Source organism: Vibrio sp. 10N.286.48.F5 (assembly GCF_041469785.1).
GTDB lineage: Bacteria > Pseudomonadota > Gammaproteobacteria > Enterobacterales > Vibrionaceae > Vibrio > Vibrio crassostreae_C.
Genome location: NZ_JBFRLG010000009.1, coordinates 1 through 647, shown reverse-complemented (window position 1 = coordinate 647; position 647 = coordinate 1). Strand labels below are relative to the sequence as shown.

Below are 647 nucleotides of genomic sequence, written 5' to 3'. Positions count from 1 at the left end.
ATAACTTCTCGTTCCAAACACCCTAAACAATCACAGCAAATACAGGACGATTTTAAAAAAATTCCAAATCGAAACGATCCTTAAGATCCCCGGCCATATTGGGCTAGAGAGTGTTGATGTCTGGTTTCAAGACGAAGCTAGGTTTGGTCAGCAGAACACAACAACACGTCTTTGGGCTACTCGTGGAACGAGACCTCGCGTAGTAAAACAGCAGCAATTTGAATACGCTTATTTGTTTGGCTCAGTGTGCCCATCGAGAGGGATTGGTGAGGCAATGGTCGTCCCTTGGGTTAACAAAGACATCATGATAAACCATCTAGAGCAGATATCTAAAGTCACAGAAAAAGACCGTCATTCAGTGGTAATAATGGATGGCGCAGGATGGCATACCGATGATATTGCTAACCCATTTGATAATGTCAGTATTATCAAATTGCCGCCATACTCACCAGAGCTTAACCCTATAGAGCAAGTGTGGAGTTGGTTAAGGCAACACTATCTAGCAAACCAAAACTTCATTGATTATAACGATATTGTTTCGAAGGTCTGTAGCGCTTGGAATGGATTTCTTGAGTGCAAAGATCGCGTCACAAAAATGTGTACAAGAGATTGGATTGACCTGATCAGTTAATTTTCCGGATTGGTAT

1 pseudogene is annotated in these 647 nt (G+C 41.9%); it reads left to right on the top strand.

Annotated features, from left to right (window positions below):
* Positions 1–631, top strand: a pseudogene (locus AB4185_RS08340) (IS630 family transposase); the annotation flags it as partial.
* Between the last annotated feature and the right edge of the window lie 16 nt (positions 632–647).